This window comes from Kineococcus glutinatus, from assembly GCF_039542765.1.
Lineage (GTDB): Bacteria > Actinomycetota > Actinomycetes > Actinomycetales > Kineococcaceae > Kineococcus_A > Kineococcus_A glutinatus.
In genome coordinates, this window is the sequence record NZ_BAABIL010000113.1 from 1 (window position 1) to 17,900 (window position 17,900).

A 17,900-nucleotide genomic window follows, 5' to 3' on the forward strand; every position below is an offset into this window, starting at 1 on the left:
CCTGCGCGAGACCCCGGCCCCGAGCGTCGCCCCCGGTGAGGCGGGCCCGCGGTGAGGGGACCGGCCGGGCTGGGAGGCCTGGGCGACGTCGGCCGCCTCGGTGACGTCGGGGCGCTGCCCCGCGCGCGCCGCTGGCCGTGGCTGCTGCTGCTGGCGGCGCTGCTCCCGCTGGTCTGGCTGCTGGCCCAGCGCGGCAGCGGCCCGGACACGGCGCCCACGACGCTCAGCGCGGCCCAGCTGGAGGGCGAGCGCGGCCCGGGCTGCGTGCGGCTGGCGGTGATGTCGGACGACTCCAGCTCCATGCTGCGCTTCAGCGCCGCCCGCACCGCGGCGGTGCAGGAGGTGCTGCGCTGGGCGCCGGGCAACCTGCGCGGCGACGACCAGCTCACCGTCGTCGACTTCGCCGGCAGCGCGGCCACCACCCTGCCCACCGTCGCGATCGCGGACTCGGCCGGCGCGCAGCCGGTCCCCCCGCCGGCCCTGCTCGACGGCACCTCCCTCACCAGCGCGCTGGAGGAGCTGGCCGCGCGCGGCGCCAGCCCGTGCCGCACGCTCGCCGTCGTCGTCTCCGACGGCTTCGTCGACGAGACCGACCGCGGCGAGGTGGCCGCCTCGGTGGACCGGGCGGGCATCGAGTCCGTCGTGCTGCTGCTGCCCAGCAGGCAGCTCGACGTGCCGTCCACCTGGCGCGCGGTGCTGCCCGACGCGGCGGTGGTGGGCGCCGACGCCGCCGATCCGCGGGCCACCGCCCTGGCCCTGGGCCGGGTGCTGGCGGACTTCCTCGGGGTGCGGCTCGGCGCGTAGCGCCGAGGAGGCGGTGGGCGGCCGGGGTCGGCGGGGCGAGGGCGATCGCGGCCCGGGCGGGCGTCAGCGGGTGGACGCCACGTCCTCGACGTCCTCGACCCGTCCCGAGGCCGCCGAGCGCGTGGCCGCCTCCATGAGGGCGAGGGTGCCGAGGTTGGAGCGGCCGGTGACGTCCGGCGGCGGCCCCCCGGCGATGGCGCGGGCGAACTGCCGCAACCCCGCCGAGCGCCCCCACAGCGCGGGCGCGGGCAGCGGCACGGGGGTGGGCGGGCCGCCGCCGCGGCTGACGTGGACGACGTCGTCCGCCGGTCCCCGGCCGCCGCGGCCGGTGAAGGTGATGCGCCCGTCGGCACCCTCCAGGGCCCACTCCCCGTCCCAGGCGGTCTGCGGTCCGCGGCTGACCCAGCTGCCGCGGTAGCTGGCGGTGAGCCCACCGGCCATCTCGATCGTCAGGACCGCCGAGGCCTCCTCGCGGAACCTGCTCCACGGCGGGTCGGTGACCTTGGCGTAGACGCGCACCGCGTCGCGGCCGGTGACCATCCGCAGCAGGTCGAAGTGGTGCACGGCCATGTCGTGCAGCAGCGGGTGGGAGAAGGTGTGGTGCCGGTTGGTCGCCGCGGGCGCGTCGTTGGCCCAGCGGCGGAAGTCGACGTGGACGACCGACAGGTCCCCGACGGCGCCGGCGGCCACCAGGTCGCGCACCGCCTGCGGCGCGGGGTAGGCGCGGTAGTTCTGGCTCACCTGCAGGACCAGGCCCAGGTCCTCGGCGCGCTCGACGGCCGCGCGGGCCTCGGCCACACCGCTGGCGAAGGGTTTCTCCACCAGGACGTGCAGCCCGGCCTCCAGCGCCTCCAGCGCCAGCGGCACGTGGAAACCCACCGGCGCGGTCACCAGCACCCCGTCCGCGGGCACGGCCGCGAGGGCCGCCGCCAGGGAGGTGAGGCACCTGCCGTCGGGCAGCCCCAGCTCCTGCTGCGCACCGCGCAGCGTGGTCTCGCGGGCGTCGACGACCGCGACCTGCTCGACCTCACCCACCGCCGGGACGGCGTTGCGCGCCCAGTCCCCGCCCCACCCGCCCAGGCCGACCTGGATGAGGCGGGTGCGGTGTGCGACGTCCGGGTCCACCACGCCCGCGAAGCTAGCAGGCCGCGGCCCGCCACCGGGGCGCAGCCTGCCGCCCGTCCCGGTCAGCCCGCCGGGCCGCGACGGGGCCCGGTGCTGGCCCGCACCACGAGCTCCACGGCCGGGGCCGGTGGCAGCTCCTCGTCGGACCCGCGGATGGCGGCGTCGAGGCGGCACACCGCCAGGCGCCCCAGGGCCGTCATGTCCTGGCGCATGGTGGTCAGCGGCGGCACGAGGTACTCCGCGCTCGGGATGTCGTCGAAACCCACGACGCTGACGTCGCCCGGCACGGCCCGCCCCGCCTCGGCCAGCGCGCGCAGCACGCCCAGCGCCATCTCGTCGTTGGCGGCGAAGACGGCGGTCACCGCCTCGTCGGCGGCCAGGCGGCGGCCCACCGCGTACCCGCTGGCCGCCGACCAGTCCCCGCGCAGCGGTTCGGCGGGGCGCAGTCCGGTGGCGGCGAGCTCCGCGCGCCAGCCGGCCTCGCGGGCGCGGGCCTCGACCCAGTTCGCGGGCCCGGCCACGTGGGCGACCTCCACGTGGCCGAGCTCGAGCAGGTGGCGGGTGGCGCGCCGCGCGGCGTCGAACTGCTCGTCGCGGGTGTCCCCGCCGCCTTCGGGCACGTCGCCCATGACGACCACGAAGGGCACCCCGACGTCCTGCTGTCGCACCAGCTGCAGCGCCTCGTCGTAGCCGGCGATCATGATGACGCCCTCGACGGACTGGCTGAGCAGGTGGTCGACGGCGCTCGTCAGCTCCGGGCGGGCGACGACGTCGAGGCTGACCGAGCCCACGAAGTACCCCGCCTGCCGGGCGACCTGCTCCACGGTCCGCTGGACGCTCCTGGGCCCCCACAGCGAGCCCTCGGTGACGATGACGCCGATGGTCGCCGTGCGGGTGGTCGCCAGCGCCCGCGCCGCCTTGTTGGGGCGGTAGCCGAGCCGGCCGATGGCCTCCTGCACCCGTGCGCGCGTCTCGGGGCGGATGTGGTCGCCGCCGTTGACGACGCGCGAGACGGTCTGCAGGGAGACACCGGCCAGCCGCGCCACGTCGGCCATGACCGCCGGCCGCCGGACGCCGTCCGCCGCGACGGCCACCCCCGTCACCCCCGCCGTCGCAGCGCGGCGCGCTGCAGCACGATGAAGGCCAGGAGCAGGGCGCCGATGAAGATCTTCGTCCACCACGAGCTCAGGGTGCCGTCGAAGGAGATGAGCGTCTGGATGGTGCCGAGCACGAGGACGCCCAGCAGCGAACCCACGACGTAGCCGGCGCCGCCGGCCAGCAGGGTGCCGCCGATGACGACCGCCGCGATGGCGTCCAGCTCCATGCCCACCGCGTGCAGGCCGTAGCCGGAGAGCATGTAGAAGCTGAACAGCAGGCCCGCCAGGGAGGCGCAGAACCCGCTGATGCCGTAGACGCCGATCTTCGTGCGGGCGGTGGACAGGCCCATGAGCGTGGCGGACTGCTCGTTGCCGCCGAGGGCGTAGACGGTGCGCCCGAACCGGGTGCGGTGCAGCACGTAGGCGGCCACGGCGAGCACGGCCAGGGCGATCAGCACGCTGTAGGTGACGTACACCTCGCCGGGCAGGGTGATGGAACCGGACGCGATCGCCTGGAACGTGTCGTCGTCGATGGAGATGGACTCGTCGCTGATGAGCAGCGACAGGCCCCGCGCCAGGAACATCCCCGCCAGCGTGACGATGAACGGCTGGATGTCGAAGCGCTGGATGACGAAACCCTGCAGCAGCCCGAACGCCGTGCCCAGCACCAGGATGCCGACGAGCAGCAGCGGCGCCGGCACGCCCTGCTGCAGCCCCCAGGCCGCGACCATCGTGGACAGCGCCACGACGGAACCGACGGACAGGTCGATGCCGCCGGTGAGGATGACGAAGGTCATGCCGACGGCGAGCACGACGAGGAAGGAGTTGTCGATGAGCAGGTTGACGATCGTCTGCGGGGTCCCGAAGTTCTCGTAGCGCGCCGCGCCGGCGCCGAACATCAGGACGAAGAGCACCAGGGTCGCCAGGACGGGCACGAGCCGGCCGGGCACGCGCGAACGGGTGGGCCTGGCGGCCGGCGCGACGGCGTCGGTGGTCGTCGCCGGCGTGGCGGTGGTCACGGTCGTCCTCATCGCGGGCCAGCCTCGGAGGTCGCGGGAGCGGGGGTGGCCGCGGCGGGGGCGGCGGGGGTGCGGCGGCGGACGAGCAGCGCGCGGAACTTCGGCGCCTGCATCAGGCAGACGGCGATGACGACGGCGGCCTTGAAGACCTGGATCGTCTGCGGCGGGATCCCGACGTTGTACACCGTGGTCGTCAGGGTCTGGATGACGAGGGCGCCGACGAGGGTGCCGGCCAGGGAGAACCGGCCACCGGCCAGCGACGTGCCGCCGATGACGACGGCGAGGATGGCGTCGAGCTCGATCCACAGCCCCACGCTGTTGGCGTTGGTCGAGTTCACGTTCGACGTGATCATGAGCCCGGCGACGCAGGCGCACAGGGCGGCGAAGACGTACACCGTCCAGACGATGGTGCGCGATCGGACACCGGCCAGGCGGCTGGCCTCGGGGTTGATGCCCACCGACTCCACGAGCAGGCCCAGCGCGGTGCGGCGGGTCAGCACGGCCAGCGCCGCGAAGACGCCGAGGCTGATGAGGATGGAGACGGGCAGCACGAGGAACCCGGCGCCCACCTGCGAGTAGGCCTCGTTGTTGACGGTGATGATCTGGCCGTCGGTGACGAGCATGGCCAGGCCGCGCCCGGCGGTCATCAGCACGAGCGTGGCGATGATGGGCTGGATGCCGAGCACGGAGACGAGGAAACCGTTCCACACGCCGAGGACCGCGCAGAGCAGCAGGGCCAGCAGCATGCCGACGACGGCGGCGCCCGCATCCCCCGAGGCGCCGATGTACGTGCAGGCGACGGCGCCGGCGATGGCGGCGATGGCGCCGACGGACAGGTCGATGCCGCGGGTGGCGATGACGAGCGTCATGCCGAGCGCGACGAGCAGCGTCGGTGCGCCGTTGCGCAGGATGTCGACGAGGCTGCCGTAGAGGTGGCCGTCCCTGACGGTGACGCTGACGAACGACGGGCGCGCCGCGACGTTGACGGCGAGCAGGGCGGCCAGGGCCACCAGCGGCCACAGCAGCCCGCTGGTCCGCAGCCGGGCGAGGGGGGTGGCGGTGCTCACGATGCTGTCCTCTCCAGGGCGGTGCTCTCGCTGCCGGCCGCGATCAGCGACATGACGTCGGCCACGGAGGCGCCGCGCTCGCCGATCTCGGCGATCTTGCGCCGGTCGCGCAGCACGACGACGCGGTCGGAGATGCGCAGCACCTCCTCCAGCTCGGCGGAGACGAACACCACCGCCATGCCGCCGGCGGCGAGCTCCGTCACGAGCTTCATGATCTGCGCCTTGGCGCCGATGTCGATGCCGCGGGTGGGCTCGTCGAGGATGAGGAGCCGGGGTTCGGTGACGAGCCAGCGCGCGAGGATGACCTTCTGCTGGTTGCCGCCGGAGAGGTTGCGGATGAGCGCGTCGGGGTTGGCCGGGCGGATGTCCAGCGCCTCGATGTACCTGGCGACGAGCTCGTCCTTGGTCCGGCGCGGGATGGGCCGGGTCCAGCCGCGGGCGGCCTGCATCGCCAGGACGAGGTTGTCGCGGACGCTGAGGTCGGCGATGAGCCCTTCCCCCTTGCGGTCCTCGGAGGCGAAGGCGATGCCGGCGGCGATGGCCTGGCGCGGGTTGCGGATGGTGACCGGCCGGCCCTGCACCTCGATGGTGCCGCGGTCGGCGCGGTCGGCGCCGAAGAGGAGCCGGACCAGCTCGGTGCGCCCTGACCCCAGCAGGCCGGCGAGCCCGACGACCTCGCCGGCGTGCACCTCCAGATCGACCGGCTCGACGGAGCCGGCCCGCGCGATGCCGCTGGCGCGCAGCACGGGGACGCGCGAGGCGTCGGCGTGGCCGGCGTCGGCGCTGCGGGCGATGGCGTCCATCTCGCCGAGCTCGCGGCCGATCATCGCGGAGATGAGGTCGAGGCGGGGCAGCTGGGCGGTGCGGTACTCCCCCACTAGCCTGCCGTTGCGCAGGACCGTCATGCGGTCGGAGATCTCGTAGACCTGCTCGAGGAAGTGGGAGACGAACAGGATGGCCGTGCCGGCGTCGCGCAGGCTGCGCATGATGCGGAACAGCTCGGCGACCTCGTCGGCGTCGAGGCTGGAGGTGGGCTCGTCGAGCACGAGGACGCGGGCGTCGACGGCCACGGCCCGGGCGATGGCCACGAGCTGCTGCACCGCGATGGGGTGCTCCCCCAGCGTGGAGGCCGGGTCGACGTGCAGCCCCATGCGGGTGAGGACCTCGCGGGCGCGCGCCCGCATGGCGCGGGAGTCGATGGAGCCGGCGCGCCGCGGTTCGCGGCCCAGCAGGATGTTCTCCGCGACCGTGAGGTTCGCGCAGAGGTTCACCTCCTGGTAGACGGTGCTGATACCGGCTGCCTGGGAGGCCGCGGGGCCGCTGAACGTGACGGGGCCGCCGCCGACGCGGATCTCACCGGCGTCGACGGCGTACACGCCGGTGAGGGCCTTGATGAGCGTGGACTTGCCGGCGCCGTTCTCACCCATCAGGGCGTGGACCTCACCCGGCAGGAGCCGGAAGTCCACGCCCTGCAGGGCTTTCACGCCCGGGAACTCGATGGAGATGCCGCGCATCTCGACGACCGGCGCGGCCTGTGGGGCCGGGCGTGCCGCCGTGGGGACCTCGGTCATATCTGCCTTCTGGGGAGGACGTCACGAGGGGTGGCGTGCGGGCTCCGCGGGGGAGCAGGTGGTGCCGGCCCCCACCACCGGCGCAGGTGGCGGTGGTGGGGGCCGGAGCGCGGTGCGGCGCGGGCCGCTGGTGGGGCTCAGTACTTGCGGGTGGGCAGCGCCTCGACGGCCTGCTCCTGCGTGAAGGTCGTCTCCTCGGTGACGATGCGCTTCTCGACCTCCTCGCCCGCCAGGACCTTCTGCGCCGCGTCCATCAGCTGGTCGCCGAGCAGCGGGCTGCACTCGACGATGAAGTTGATCTTCCCGTCGGCCAGGGCCTGCATCCCGTCCTTGACCGCGTCGACGGTGATGATCTTGATGTCCTGACCGGGCACCTTGCCGGCCGCCTCGATGGCCTCGATCGCCCCGAGCCCCATGTCGTCGTTGTGCGCGTAGACGACGTCGATGTCGGGGTTGGACTTCAGGAAGGCCTCCATGACCTCCTTGCCGCCGGACCGGGTGAAGTCGCCGGTCTGGGAGGCGATCACCTTGATGTTCGGCGAACCGGAGACGGCCTCCTCGAAACCGTCCCGGCGGTCGTTGGCCGGGGCCGCACCGGTGGTGCCCTGCAGCTCCACGACGTTGGTCTCGGCGGTGCCGACCTCCTGGACCAGCCACTCGCCGGCCTTCTTGCCCTCCTCGACGAAGTCGGAGCCGATGAAGGTCTCGTAGAGGGTCTCGTCCTCGGAGTCGACGGCGCGGTCGGTGAGGATGACCGGGATCTTGGCGCGCTTGGCCTCCTGCAGGACGGAGTCCCAGCCGGTCTCGACGACGGGGCTGAAGGCGATGACGTCCACCTTCTGCTGGATGTAGGAGCGGATCGCCTTGATCTGGTTCTCCTGCTTCTGCTGCGCGTCGGAGAACTTCAGCTCGATGCCGGCCGCCTTCGCGGACTCCTGGATCGACTTGGTGTTCGCGGTGCGCCAGCCGCTCTCGGCGCCGACCTGCGCGAAACCCATGGTGATGGTGTCGCTGCTGCCGCCGGCCTCGGAGGAGGCGACGGAGTCCTCGCCCCCACACGCGGCGAGGGAACCGATGAGCACCGCGGCCGTGGCAGCGGTGAGGACCTTCTTGAGCACTGTCTCCTCCATCGCAGAACAGGGCGGCGCCGAAGCGCTGCAGGAGCCCGGGTTCGGACCGCACGACCGTCGGGCGGGCTGGGCTCAGGACCTGGAGTGTGAGCGCTCACAACGAGGCCCGTCAAGCACAACCCGCAGGTGGTCCGCTGCTTGACCACGGCGACGGGCGCTCCGTATGTTCGCGCTCACATCGCAGTCGCGACCGCGCCCCGCAGCGCTGTTGCCGTTTCGTGACCCAACCTCCACCGCACCGGGACCGACGGCGTCCTGCCGGTGCCGGGTGGGGGTCGGGCGGCTCCTGCTGCGGCGGTCGACCCCGCCTGCGCCCCGCGCCACGTGTCGAGGAGGACATGCGTGCCCGCTCCCCGTTCCTTTACGACGTTGGCGGTGACCGTGCTGGCGGCGGCGCCCCTGGTGACGGCCCCGGCCGCCACCGCAGCGCCCACCGCGGCGCCCACCGCGGCGCCCACCGCGCCGGGCTACACCATCACCGCCCGCCCCGCCGAGGTCGGGCCGGCGATCGCCGACACGATGCACGGCATCTTCTTCGAGGACATCAACGACGCCGCCGACGGCGGCCTCTACGCAGAGCTGGTGCGCAACCGCTCCTTCGAGTTCACCGGCACCGACCGCGCCGGTTGGAACGGCCTCACCGGCTGGACGACCACCACCCAGGGGCGCGGCTCCGGCACGGCCACCACCGTCGACGGGTCCGCGCGGCTGGACGAGCGCAACCGCACCTACCTCGAACTGGCCCTCACCAGCCCCGCGGGCAGCGCGTTCGGCGTCCGCAACGCCGGCTACGGCGACGGGATCGCGGTGCAGAAGGGCAAGCGCTACGACTTCTCGGTGTGGGCGCGCACGGACGCGCGGAACGGCACGCCGCTGACGCTCGTCCTCGACGACGCCGCCGGCAAGCGGTACACCTCCCCCCAGCACCTCGTCGTGCGCGGTGACGGCTGGGTGAAGTACACCGGCACGTTCACCGCGACCGCCACGACCAACGCCGCCCGCCTGTCCGTCCTCGGTTCCGGATCGGGCACCCTGCGCCTGGACATGGTCTCCCTCTTCCCGCGCGAGACCTTCAAGAACCGGCCCAACGGCCTGCGCAAGGACCTCGCGGAGAAGATCGCGGCCCTGAACCCCGGGTTCCTGCGCTTCCCCGGCGGCTGCATCGTCAACACCGGCAGCCACGAGGCCTACGACGCCGCCGCCGGCTACCCCCGCGCCCGCTCCTACCAGTGGAAGGACACCGTCGGGCCGGTCGAGACCCGCGCGACCAACGCCAACTTCTGGGGCTACAACCAGTCCTACGGGCTGGGCTACTTCGAGTACTTCCAGTTCGCCGAGGACATCGGCGCCGAGCCCGTCCCGGTCGTGCCGGCCATGCTCACCGGGTGCGGGCAGAACCAGGCCACCGACGACCCCGAGCTGCTGCAGCGCCACGTCCAGGACGCCCTGGACCTCATCGAGTTCGCCAACGGACCCGTCACCTCCACGTGGGGGAGGGTGCGGGCGCAGATGGGCCACCCGGCGCCCTTCGGCGTGCGCCGGATCGGCGTGGGCAACGAGGAGAACCTGCCCGCCGAGTACGCGGCGAACTTCGTGACCTTCCGCGACGCCATCGAGGCCAGGTACCCGGACATCACGGTCATCGCCAACTCCGGGCCCGACGACTCCGGCGCCGTCTTCGACGCGCACTGGGCCGCCGCCCGCGCCAACGGCGCCGAGGTGGTCGACGAGCACTACTACAACTCCCCGGCCTGGTTCCTGCAGAACAACGGCCGCTACGACTCCTACGACCGCAGCGGCCCGCAGGTCTTCCTCGGCGAGTACGCCTCCCTGGACTCCAAGCTGTCCAACGCGCTGGCCGAGGCCGCCTTCATGACCGGCCTGGAGCGCAACGCCGACGTCGTGACGATGTCCTCCTACGCCCCGCTGCTGGCCCACGTCGACAACGCGCAGTGGAAGCCGGACATGATCTGGTTCGACAACGACCAGTCGTGGGGCTCGACGAGCTACGAGGTCCAGAAGCTGTTCATGAACAACGTCGGCGACCGCGTCGTGCCCTCGACCGCGACCGGCGCGGTCCTGCAGCCGCAGCCGATCGGCGGGGGCATCGGGCTGTCCACCTGGGCCACGGCCGCCAGCTACGACGACGTGCGCGTCAGCGCCCCCGACGGGACGGCGCTCTTCGCCGACGACTTCTCCGACGGGAACGCCACCGGCTGGACCCCGCTGGCCGGCACCGGCACCTGGTCGGCGGCCGGCGGTGCCTACACCCAGTCCGACACCGCGGCCCTCAACACCCTCGTCAAGGGCCCCGACGTCGGCACCAGCGACTACGACCTCACCCTGAAGGCGACCAAGACCGCCGGCGCGGAGGGCTTCCTCGTCGCCTTCGGCGTCGAGGACAGCGGCAACTACTACTGGTGGAACCTCGGCGGCTGGAACAACACCCGCAGCGTGGTGGAGAAGGCCACCAACGGCGCCAAGGAGACGCTCGTCGCCCGGGAGAACCAGTCGATCACCACCGGGCGGACCTACGACCTGCGGATCTCCGTGCGCGGCACGAAGGTGACGCTGTTCCTCGACGGGCAGGAGTGGGGCAGCTTCGACGACGACGCCGTCACCGAGCCGTTCGCGCAGGTCGTGACCCGCGACGACGCCACCGGTGACCTCATCGTCAAGGTCGTCAACGCCCAGTCCACCCCCGCGGTCACCCGGGTCGACCTGGGCGACGTCAGGGTCAAGGGCAAGGCCACGATGACGGTGATCTCCGGGGACCCGGAGGCGCAGAACACCCGCTCCGCCCAGCCCGTCGAGCCCGTCACCTCCACCGTGAGCGGGATCAGGCCCACCTTCACCCGCACCTTCCCCGCCAACTCCGTCACCGTCCTGCGCATCCCGACCACGTGAGCGAGGCACCCGTGAACCCCGACATCAGCCGACGCGGCCTGCTCACCGCGGGCCTCGTCACCGCCGCGGCCACCACCGGCGTGGTGGCCGTCACCTCCCCGGCGGCCGCCGCGGGGGTGCGCACCGACGAGGAGATCTACGGCGTGCCCACGACCGACCCGCTCGTGGCGCAGCGCGCCGATCCCTTCGTCACCCGCCCGGTGGCCGGCACGTACTACTTCACCGGCTCGGTCCCCGAGTACGACCGGCTCGTGGTCCGCGGCGCGCCGACGATCGCCGGGTTGTCCACGGCCACCGAGAGCGTCATCTGGCGCCGGCCCCCCTCCGGCCGCACCGGCGGGCACGTCTGGGCCCCGGAGCTGCACCGCATCGGCAACCGCTGGTACGTCTACTTCGCCGCCGGGGACGCCGAGGACGTCTTCGCCATCCGGATGTACGTCCTGGAGTCCTCCCGCGCCGACCCGCGCGACCCGGCGGGCTGGAGCGCACCGCGGGAGGTCACGACCCCCTGGGGCCACTTCAAGCTGGACGCGACGACCTTCGAGCACCGCGGGCGCCGCTACTACCTGTGGGCGCAGGCCGAGCCGGAGCTGGCCGTCAACACCAGCCTCTACATCGCCCGGATGAGCTCGCCGTTCGCGATCGCGGGCGAGCCGGTGCGCATCTCCACCCCGACGCTGCCCTGGGAGCGGCAGGGGTTCGCGGTCAACGAGGGCCCGGCGGTGCTCGTGCGCAACGGCCGGGTGTTCGTGACCTACTCGGCCAGCGCCACCGACGCGAACTACTGCATGGGGCTGCTGACCGCCGGCGCCGGCGCGGACCTGCTGGACTTCCGCAGCTGGTCGAAGTCCCCGGTGCCGGTCTTCACGACGAACGAGCAGACCTCGCGCTTCGGACCGGGGCACAACTCCTTCACCGTGGCCGAGGACGGGGTGACCGACGTGCTCGTCTACCACGCGCGCGACTACCGGCGCATCGAGGGCGACCCGCTGTACGACCCCAACCGGCACACCCGGGTGCAGAAGGTGTACTGGCACCCCGACGGCACCCCGCTGTTCGGCGTGCCGGTCGGGACCGGCGGTCCGATCGTGCGGCTGTCCCCCGCCGACGCGCCTGCCTCGTTCGTCCGGCACTCGGCCTTCGCCCTGCGGGTGGACGCCGACGTGCGCGAGCTCGCCGACAGCCAGTTCCGCTTCGAGCCGGGGCTCGCCGGCGCCGGCACGGAGTCGATCCGCTCGGTCAACGTCCCCGACCGCTGCGTCAGGGTGGTCGACGGCGCCGTGCGCATCGACCCGGTCGAGCCGGGTGCGGCGTTCGCGGCCGGGGCCAGCTTCGTGCGCCGCGCCGCGGGCAAGGGGGTGTCGCTGGAGGTCGCCGGCACCCCGGGGACGTTCCTGCGGCACTCCGGGGGCACGCTCACCACGGGCCCCGCGGCGGGCAGCCGCACGACGTTCCGGCTGAGCTGAACCGGGTCGGCAGCGGCGGGCGGGGCACCGTCCGCCGCCGCCGGCCACCACGCGGCGGCCGTGAGGGCGCTGGGCGCCACCCTGGGCGTCGCGGTGGTCGACCTGCAGGCCGCGAGCCCGGCGCTCTGCCCGGATCTACAGCCCGTTCACAGGCCGGTGACAGCGACGCGTCAGCGCCGTCGTCGACGGTGCCACCATGAGCGTCCGCACCGCTGCCACCGCAGCGCCCCCGCACCCGCCCTCCCCCCTCGGGGGCCGCGTCGCGCCGCGCAGCGGCCCGGAACGACTGGCGACCACCGGGCTGCTCGCGCTCACCGCGCTGGCCTACCTGTGGAACCTGAGCGCCAACGGCTGGGGCAACGCGTTCTACGCCGGCGCCGTGCAGGCGATGACGAAGAACTGGACGGCGTTCTTCTTCGGCTCGGCCGACGCCGGCAACACCATCACCGTCGACAAGCCGCCCGCCTCGCTGTGGGTGATGGCGCTGTCCGCGCGGGTGTTCGGGCTGTCCAGCTGGAGCGTGCTGGTGCCGCAGGCCCTGATGGGCGTGGCGGCGGTGGCGCTGCTGGTGGCGGCGGTGCGCCGGGTCAGCGGCCCGGTCGCCGGCCTCGTGGCGGGCCTGGTGCTGGCGCTGACGCCGGTCGCGGTGCTGATGTTCCGCTTCGACAACCCCGACGCGATGCTCGTGCTGCTGCTGGTGGCGGCCGCCTACGCCGTGGTGCGGGCCCTGGAGGGCGCCCGCACCCGCTGGCTGCTGCTGGCCGGTGCGCTGGTGGGGCTGGCGTTCCTGACCAAGACGGCGCAGGCGCTGCTGCCGGTCCCCGCCCTGGCGCTGGCCTACCTGTGGGCCGCTCCCACCGGGCTCGGCCGCCGCATCCGCCAGCTGCTGGCCACGGGGGCGGCGCTCGTCGTGGCCAGCGGCTGGTGGTTCGCGGCGGCGGCGCTGTGGCCGGCCGGCAGCCGGCCCTACATCGGCGGTTCCACCAACGGCAGCGCCTGGCAGCTGGCCATCGGCTACAACGGCCTGGGCCGGTTGTTCGGCGAGGGCTTCGGCGGCGGTGCGGGCGGGGTGCGGGGAGCCCTTCCCGAGGGTGCGGCGGCCGCCTACGGCGCCGCGCCGGGTGCCGCGCCGGGTGCTGTCCAGGTCGCGCAGGGCAACGGCGCGGTCGTGGAGCGGATGGGCGGTTTCGGCGGCGGTGGCGGTGGGTTCGGCGCCGACGCCGGCTGGCTGCGGATGTTCGGCTCCAGCGTCGGTGGGCAGGTGGCCTGGCTGCTACCGGCGGCGCTGCTGCTCCTCGTGGCCGGCGTCGTGCTCACCCGGCGGCTGCCGCGCACGGACCGGGTGCGGGCCTCGCTGGTGGTCTGGGGCGGCTGGACCCTCGTGACGGCGGTGACGTTCAGCCTGATGGAGGGCACGTTCCACCAGTACTACACGGTGGCGCTGGCGCCGGGCATCGCCGGCCTCGTCGGCGTGGGCGGTGCCGCGCTGTGGCGCCGCCGGGACCGCGCGCCGTGGCGGGCGGTGCTCGCCGTCGTGGTGGCCACGACCGCGGTGTGGAGCTGGGTGCTGCTGGGGCGCAGCGCCGACTTCGTGCCGTGGCTGCGCTGGGTGGTCCTGGTGGCCGGTTGCGCCGCGGCGCTCGGCCTGCTGGTGCGCGGGGCGCGCGTGGCGATCGCCGCGCTGGCGACGGCGGTCGTCGTGGCGTCGCTGGGGCCGGCGGCGTACGCGGTGGAGACGGTGCGCACCGCGCACACCGGATCGATCCCGCTGGCGGGACCGGAGACGGCCGGCGGCGGCTTCGGCGGTGGTCGCGGTGCGGGTGGCTTCCCGGGTGGCACCGCACCCGGTGGCACCGCACCCGGGGGCACCGCACCCGGCGGCACGGGCGGCACGGGTGGCGCGGGCGGCACGGGCGGCGGCACGGGCGGCGGCACCACGCCCGGCGGCACGGGTGGCACGGGCGGCATGGGCGGCGGTCAGGTGAGCGACGACCTGGTGGCCCTGCTGCAGGCGGCCGGCACCGACTGGTCGGCCGCCACCACGAGCACCTCGAGCTCGGCGGAACTGGCGCTCGCGAGCGGCACGGACGTCATGGGCATCGGCGGCTTCACCGGCTCGGACCCCGCACCCACCCTCGCGCGGTTCCAGGAGCTCGTCGCCGACGGCCGGATCCACTACTACGTCCCCGGTCGCGGTGGACCGGGCGGCAGCTCGGAGATCGGCACCTGGGTGGCGGAGAACTACACGGCCACCACCGCGGGCGGTCAGACCGTCTACGACCTGACGCAGCCGGTGTCCTGACGGCACCGGCACCGGCACCGGCCCCACCCCGGCACCCGGCACCCGGCAGGAGGACGCGGAACCGCGACCCCGCACGGCGGACGACCGCCGTGCGGGGTCGCGCGCGTCCCCTTCCAGGCCGGACTCCCCCGGTGCGGTGCTGCACACCACGTCATGGAAGACCCGTTGAGCCCGATAACCAGGAATACGTCCAAACAGCAGCGAGACCGCGGGCGCCCGACACCGCGCAGCCGTGTCGCTGCGCGCAGCGCGGCTCAGCGCTGCCACGGGCTCCCGACCCGGGTGGGTGCGGCACCGAGCCGCAGCGACCACCGGCCAGCCGGTGCCGCCGGCCGCACCCCGACGAGGGTGACGTCGTCCGACGAGCCCGGGGCCAGCGTCGCGAACACGGCGTCGACGTGGTCGGCCACGTCGGCCGCGGCGTGGTCGCGGACCGCGCGGCAGAGGCGCTGCACGCCGGCGTCGAGGTCCTCCCCGCGCCGCTCGACGAGCCCGTCGGTGCAGGCCAGCAGCGTCGCCCCCTCCGGCAGCGCGGTGACCTGCTCCTCGTGGCGGATGTCGTCGCAGACCCCCAGCGGCGGGCCGACGGGCGCCTGGACCACCCACGCACCACCGCCGGCGGCGCAGACGAACGGCAGGTGACCGGCACTGGCGTGCACCGCGGTCCGCGTCGCGGGGTCCACGACGGCGTAGGCGGCGGTGGCCATGGCGTCGGGGTCCAGCGCCCCGAGCAGTGCGCCGAGGCGCTGCAGCAGCACCGCCGGGGCGGTGCCCCCGGCGGCCTCCGCCCGCATCGCCGCGCGCAGCCGCACCATGAGCCCGGCGACCGGGGCGCCGTGGCCGGCGACGTCGCCGATGCCGACGCCGGTGCGTCCGTCGGGCAGCGCCACGACGACGCAGAAGTCACCGCCGCGGGGGCCGCCGTCGCTGGTGCGGCTGCGACGGGCGGCCTGCGACGTGCGGCGGGGCTGGGCGTGACGGGAGGTGTGCATGCTCCACCGTTCGGGCGCGGCACTAGCACCCGGGTGGGTGATGGCTGTCAGCGGCCTGTGAACCCGCGCGGGTGCGCTTCGCCCGTCCGGCGGCGCAGGGGGTACCGCTGCTCACAGCTCCAGGTCGGTGTAGCGCTGCAGCTGGGCGCGCACCGCCGCGACGAGGTCGATCCGGTCGGGGGCGAGCAACCAGTGCTGGTTGAGCCCCTCGCGCATGCTCGCGATGTGCACGGCCGCCGCCGGGATGCTGCCGGGGCCGCCGGTGTAGCGGCCGCGGCGGTCCAGGTCGGTCAGTGCCGTGGTGACCGTGGTGCGGACCCGGTCGAACCACTGCCGGAAGTAGCCGTGGGCGGGGTGGGCCGGGGCGAGCGCCTCGGCGGCGACGAGGCAGTAGAACCGGACGCGCTCGGGTTCTGCCGCGTCGCGCTCGGCGAGGGCGACGAGCCCGCGCAGGAACGCCTCGCCGTCGCGCGGGTCGAGCGTGGCGTCCAGGGCCGCGTGCTCCAGGTCGCGGTCGAGGACCGCCTCCAGCAGCGCCGCCTTGTCCGGGAAGTGGTGCAGCAGCCCGGTGTGGGAGAGCCCCGCGCGACCGGCGACGTCGCGCATGGAGGTCGCGTTGAAGCCGGCCTCGGTGAACGCCGTCACGGCGGCGTCGAGGATCTGCTCGCGCCGCTCGGCGGTGGCGGCCGCCTGGCGGCTGGTGCGACGGCGGACCGGCACGTCGTCGGTGAGCGGCACGGCGGCCTCCTTCCGGGTGGGGCGCCACCCTATGCCGGGGCGCACCCGGCGCCGGGGCGGCGGGGACGAGGCGCCGTGCCGAGCGCCTCCGCCGCGGGGAGGCTCCACCGCCGGGCCCGCGGCCGGGAGCTCACGACGACTGAACCTTACACGTGTTAGATGTTATATTGACATCCGTCAGGTAGCTCGCCACCGCCGTCCCGCACCGCGGGACGGCGTGCACGATCGTCGAGGAGGACGGGACGTGGACCCGCGCACAACGCTGCAGCAGGCCCGGTGGATCGGCCCCGCCGAACCGGGGACCGCCCCTGCCGGGCAGCGACCCGCCCACCTGCTGCGCGGCACCACCACCCTCGGCGCGCAGGAGCTCGCCGGCGCCGGGCGGGTGTTCGCCGCGGTCACCGCACACGGCGTGTACGAGCTGTTCGTCAACGGGGTCCGCGTGGGCGAGCAGGAGCTCACGCCCGGCTTCACGGCCTACCGCAAGCGCCTGCCGGTGCAGGCCTTCGACGTCACCGACCTGCTGGTCCCCGGCGGCAACACCGTGGCCGCGCTGCTCTCGGACGGCTGGTTCCGCGGCCGGCACGGTTTCGAGCGCCGGGCCGACGGCTTCGGGACCCGCACCGCGCTGCTCGCCGCGCTCGTCGACGGAGACGGCCGCACCCTGCTGGCCACCGACGGCTCGTGGGAGTCCCGCCCCAGCCACGTCACCCGCGCCGACCTCATGGACGGGCAGGCCGTCGACCTGCGCCTGCTGGACGCGGCGTGGTTCACCGGGGGCGGCGACGGCTGGGAGGCGGTGGAGCAGCCCGCCGACGAGCTCCTCGCCGACCGCAGGCGCCTCGTGCCGGCCGAGGGTCCCCCCGTGCGCCGCCAGGAGGAGCTGGCACCGGTCGCGGTGACCTGCCCGCGACCGGGCACCGCGGTGGTGGACTTCGGGCAGAACCTCAACGGCTGGGTGCGCCTGGCGGAGCTCGGCCCGGCCGGCACGCACCTGGTGCTGACGCACGGCGAGCACCTCGGCGCCGACGGCCTGGTGGACACCGACCACCTGCGCGCGTTCGTCTTCGCCACCGGGGAGCGGCTGCCGGCCGGGCAGGTGGACGAGGTCGTCTCCGCGGGCCGCGAGGGTGAGGGGTTCGAGCCGCGGCACACCACCCACGGCTTCCGCTACGTGCAGGTCGACGGCCTGCCCGCCCCCCTCGACCCGGCCCGGGTGCGCGCCGTCGTCGTGCACAGCGACCTGCCCCGGACCGGTGAGTTCTCCTGCAGCGACCCGCGCCTGGAGCGGCTGCACGAGGTCGTCCGCTGGAGCCTGCGCTCCAACGCCTGCGCCGTGCCCACCGACTGCCCGCAGCGGGAGCGGTCGGGCTTCACCGGGGACTGGCAGGTGTTCGTCGCCACCGCCGCGCTGCTGCACGACGTCGAGGCGTTCTCGGCCCGCTGGCTGCGCGACCTGGCCGCCGACCAGTGGCCCGACGGGCAGGTGCCGACGGTCGTGCCCAACCCCGCCGGCGACGGCCCGTCCGGCGTGGCGTTCGAGGACGCCTCGGCCGGATCGGCCGGCTGGGGGGACGCGGCCGCGTTCGTGCCGTGGGAGCTGTGGCGCGCCTACGGCGACGCCGGCGCCCTGGCGGAGCTGCTGCCCGCCGCGCGGCGCTGGGTGGAGCACGCCGCCTCCC

13 protein-coding genes are annotated in these 17,900 nt (G+C 74.5%); 5 read left to right on the top strand and 8 right to left on the bottom strand.

The window, feature by feature from the left end; genetic code table 11:
- Positions 1–51 precede the first annotated feature (51 nt).
- Positions 52–804: a vWA domain-containing protein gene (locus tag ABEB16_RS05080; RefSeq protein WP_345711184.1), complete on the top strand. Its 753-nt coding sequence runs from the start codon at positions 52–54 to the stop codon at positions 802–804.
- A gap of 63 nt (positions 805–867) precedes the next feature.
- Here ABEB16_RS05080 and ABEB16_RS05085 read toward each other — a convergent pair whose 3' ends face one another.
- From ABEB16_RS05085 to ABEB16_RS05110, 6 genes are all read right to left on the bottom strand, one after another.
- Positions 868–1,932: a Gfo/Idh/MocA family protein gene (locus ABEB16_RS05085; protein ID WP_345711185.1), complete on the bottom strand. Its 1,065-nt coding sequence runs from the start codon at positions 1,930–1,932 to the stop codon at positions 868–870.
- Between the two features lie 59 nt (positions 1,933–1,991).
- Positions 1,992–3,023, bottom strand: a complete 1,032-nt coding sequence (locus tag ABEB16_RS05090) for a LacI family DNA-binding transcriptional regulator (protein WP_345711186.1) — start codon at positions 3,021–3,023, stop codon at positions 1,992–1,994.
- Between the two features lie 5 nt (positions 3,024–3,028).
- Complete coding sequence (gene yjfF, locus ABEB16_RS05095) at positions 3,029–4,057, bottom strand: galactofuranose ABC transporter, permease protein YjfF (RefSeq protein ID WP_425560108.1); 1,029 nt, start codon at positions 4,055–4,057, stop codon at positions 3,029–3,031.
- The gene (locus tag ABEB16_RS05100; RefSeq protein WP_425560109.1) at positions 4,054–5,085 is read right to left on the bottom strand and encodes an ABC transporter permease; all 1,032 of its coding nucleotides are present in this window, start codon (positions 5,083–5,085) and stop codon (positions 4,054–4,056) included. The genes yjfF and ABEB16_RS05100 overlap by 4 nt, the downstream gene beginning before the upstream one ends.
- A 23-nt stretch (positions 5,086–5,108) precedes the next feature.
- A complete protein-coding gene (locus tag ABEB16_RS05105; protein ID WP_345711189.1) occupies positions 5,109–6,683 on the bottom strand; it encodes a sugar ABC transporter ATP-binding protein in 1,575 nt (524 codons plus the stop codon).
- Between the two features lie 137 nt (positions 6,684–6,820).
- Positions 6,821–7,813 carry an ABC transporter substrate-binding protein gene (locus tag ABEB16_RS05110; RefSeq protein ID WP_345711190.1) on the bottom strand — a complete coding sequence of 331 codons (993 nt, stop codon included), beginning with the start codon at positions 7,811–7,813 and terminating at the stop codon, positions 6,821–6,823.
- A gap of 342 nt (positions 7,814–8,155) precedes the next feature.
- Here ABEB16_RS05110 and ABEB16_RS05115 point away from each other — a divergent pair, with 342 nt between their 5' ends.
- The 3 genes from ABEB16_RS05115 to ABEB16_RS05125 all read left to right on the top strand — a co-directional run bounded on the left by ABEB16_RS05115 (position 8,156) and on the right by ABEB16_RS05125 (position 14,488).
- On the top strand, positions 8,156–10,720 hold the full coding sequence (locus tag ABEB16_RS05115; RefSeq protein ID WP_345711191.1) for an alpha-L-arabinofuranosidase C-terminal domain-containing protein: 2,565 nt from the start codon (positions 8,156–8,158) through the stop codon (positions 10,718–10,720).
- Positions 10,717–12,186 (top strand): family 43 glycosylhydrolase, encoded by a 1,470-nt coding sequence (locus ABEB16_RS05120; protein WP_345711192.1) that lies wholly within the window; start codon positions 10,717–10,719, stop codon positions 12,184–12,186. The genes ABEB16_RS05115 and ABEB16_RS05120 overlap by 4 nt, the downstream gene beginning before the upstream one ends.
- Positions 12,187–12,382: 196 nt before the next feature.
- Positions 12,383–14,488 (top strand): ArnT family glycosyltransferase, encoded by a 2,106-nt coding sequence (locus ABEB16_RS05125; RefSeq protein WP_345711193.1) that lies wholly within the window; start codon positions 12,383–12,385, stop codon positions 14,486–14,488.
- Positions 14,489–14,742: 254 nt separating this feature from the next.
- On the opposite strand, the gene ABEB16_RS05130 is transcribed toward ABEB16_RS05125, so the two are convergent.
- A complete protein-coding gene (locus ABEB16_RS05130) occupies positions 14,743–15,480 on the bottom strand; it encodes a PP2C family protein-serine/threonine phosphatase (protein ID WP_345711194.1) in 738 nt (245 codons plus the stop codon).
- Between the two features lie 111 nt (positions 15,481–15,591).
- A complete protein-coding gene (locus tag ABEB16_RS05135; protein ID WP_345711195.1) occupies positions 15,592–16,218 on the bottom strand; it encodes a TetR/AcrR family transcriptional regulator in 627 nt (208 codons plus the stop codon).
- A gap of 244 nt (positions 16,219–16,462) precedes the next feature.
- Here ABEB16_RS05135 and ABEB16_RS05140 point away from each other — a divergent pair.
- Positions 16,463–17,900 (top strand): family 78 glycoside hydrolase catalytic domain (locus ABEB16_RS05140; RefSeq protein WP_345711196.1); only part of this gene is annotated, 1,438 nt, incomplete at its 3' end.